The sequence below is a fragment of the Rhodoblastus sp. genome (genome assembly GCF_041915505.1).
Classification (GTDB): domain Bacteria; phylum Pseudomonadota; class Alphaproteobacteria; order Rhizobiales; family Beijerinckiaceae; genus Rhodoblastus.
This window is the reverse complement of sequence record NZ_JAYSBG010000486.1, coordinates 1-2,107: the sequence shown is the minus strand read 5'-3', so window position 1 is coordinate 2,107 and position 2,107 is coordinate 1. Positions and strand designations below refer to the sequence as shown.

At 70.3% G+C, this 2,107-nt stretch carries 1 protein-coding gene and 1 pseudogene; one reads left to right on the top strand and one right to left on the bottom strand.

Going from position 1 to position 2,107, the window contains the following annotated elements:
- Window positions 1–1,768 (top strand): translocation/assembly module TamB domain-containing protein (locus ACE3S9_RS18985; RefSeq protein WP_374548038.1); only part of this gene is annotated, 1,768 nt, incomplete at its 5' end.
- A gap of 64 nt (window positions 1,769–1,832) precedes the next feature.
- On the opposite strand, the pseudogene ACE3S9_RS18980 reads toward ACE3S9_RS18985, so the two are convergent.
- Window positions 1,833–2,107: pseudogene (locus ACE3S9_RS18980) on the bottom strand (xanthine dehydrogenase); the annotation flags it as partial.

Genomic DNA, 2,107 nt, shown 5'->3' with positions numbered 1-2,107 from the left:
GGCGCGCGGCGGCGGCCAAAGGATCAGCCTTGCGCAGACGGCGCGCTTCACGTTCCCGGCCGGCGCGGTCGATATTCGCGGCCTGGCGCTCGCCGCCGGCGCGGGCCGTCTCACTCTCGACGGAACGGCCGGCGAGACGCTGGACCTGACCCTGTCCGCCAAGGCCCTGCCGCTCTCGCTGGCGAAACTGGCGAGCCCCGATCTCGCGCTCGACGGAGCGCTCGACGCCTCGGCGCGCGTCACCGGCAAGGCTTCGGCGCCGGCCGGCGACTGGCGGCTGGACCTGCCCCGGCTGTCGGCGCCGCAATTGCGCGCGGCGGGCGTCTCCGCCATCGGCTTGCGCGCTTCCGGCCGGCTGCAAGGCGGGCGCACCACACTCAACGCCGCCGTCAGCCTGCCGCGCGGTGGAACGGCGCAGGTCGACGGCTCGCTGCCGCTCGACCCCTCCGGCGCGATTGACCTGACGCTGCGCGCCTCTCTTGATGCTGCGGTCGCCAATGTCGCGCTGGCCGATTCCGGCCAGACCGTCGCGGGGCGGCTTACCGTTGACGCCCGCGCGCAAGGGACCATGCAGAAGCCGCAGCTCTCCGGAACGGCCAATCTGACCAATGGCGCCTTCGACGATCCGTTGGCGGGCGTGCGTTTCGACCGCATCGCCGCGACGTTGCGCGCACGCGGCGAGGATATCGTGGTCGAGCGTTTCACCGCCGCGACCCGCAATGGCGGCAATGTCTCGGTCTCGGGCACGATCCGCGTCGCGCCCGACGCCGGTTTCCCGGCCTCGCTGCGCGTCACCGGGCAGAACGCCGAACTGGTCTCCAATGATTACGTCACGGCGGTGGCCTCGCTGGCTTTGGACCTCAGCGGCCCGCTGGCGCGCCGTCCGCGCATCGGCGGCCGCGTCGCCTTTGACAGCATCGACGTCCGCGTGCCGGATCGCATCCCCGCCTCCAGCCGCCCGCTCGATGATGTTCGTCATGTCGATCCGACCCCGGCCGCCCGCGCGCGCCTCGCGCTCGAAGCCAAGCGCAAGGCCCGACAGGGACGCAAGGGCGCGCCGCCGCCCTTCAACGCCGATCTCAATGTCACGGTCAGCGCGCCTTCGCGCATTTTCGTGCGCGGCCACGGCATGGACGCCGAACTCGGCGGCGAATTGACTGTCACCGGCGATCTCGCCGCGCCCGCGACCCATGGCGCCTTCCAGCTCCGGCGCGGCGCCTTCACGCTCGCGGGCAAGAGATTGGATTTCAGCCGGGGCAATATCACCTTCGCCGGCGGCGTGATTCCGCAGCTCGATTTCGCCGCGCAGACCTCAGCCGGCGATGTGGCCGCGCAGATCGCCATTTCTGGGCCGGCCGACCAGCCCGAATTCACCTTTTCCTCGACGCCCGACCTGCCGCAGGACGAAGTGATCTCACGGCTGCTGTTCGCCTCGGCCTCCGGCGGCTTGAGCGCCGTGCAGGCCCTGCAACTGGCGCAGACGGTGGCCGAATTCAGCGGTCAGGGCGGTCCCGGCGTGCTGGAGAAAATGCGTCGTCAGCTCGGCGTCGATACGCTCGACATTCAGATGGGCCCGGACGGCAATCCGCGCGTCGGCGCCAGCCGTTATATTTCGAAAAACGTCAATGTCGGCGTCCGCACCGGCGCCAAGCCCACCGATAACGCCGTGACGCTCGGCGTCGATGTGACCAAGCGCCTGCGCGTGCAGGGCGAGGCCGCCGCCGACGGCAGCACGTCGGCGGGCGTCGGCATGCGTTGGGAATATTAGCGGCTCAGCGCCCGCCGATCCGCCCAGACAGGAAAATGCTTTACCGAACCTGCTGTGGGGATTCTTAACGCCCTGCCGAGGCGCCTGCGGAAGCCGGCGCCTCGCGCCGCGCCGCTTCCAGCTTGACCGCCTTCAGGGTCGCGGCGGCGATGATGCGGCAGCGGTCGTCGGCGTCCTTGAATCCCTCCGAACGGCTGCGCGGATCGATTTCCAGCAATTTGACGCCCGCCGGCACATAGGCGGAATCGCGCGCCACGCCGCGCACATAGCCGTCGATCGGGGCCAGCACCGGCGTTCCCTCATGCCGCCCGACGACAAAGCCCTTGGGCGTCCACATGC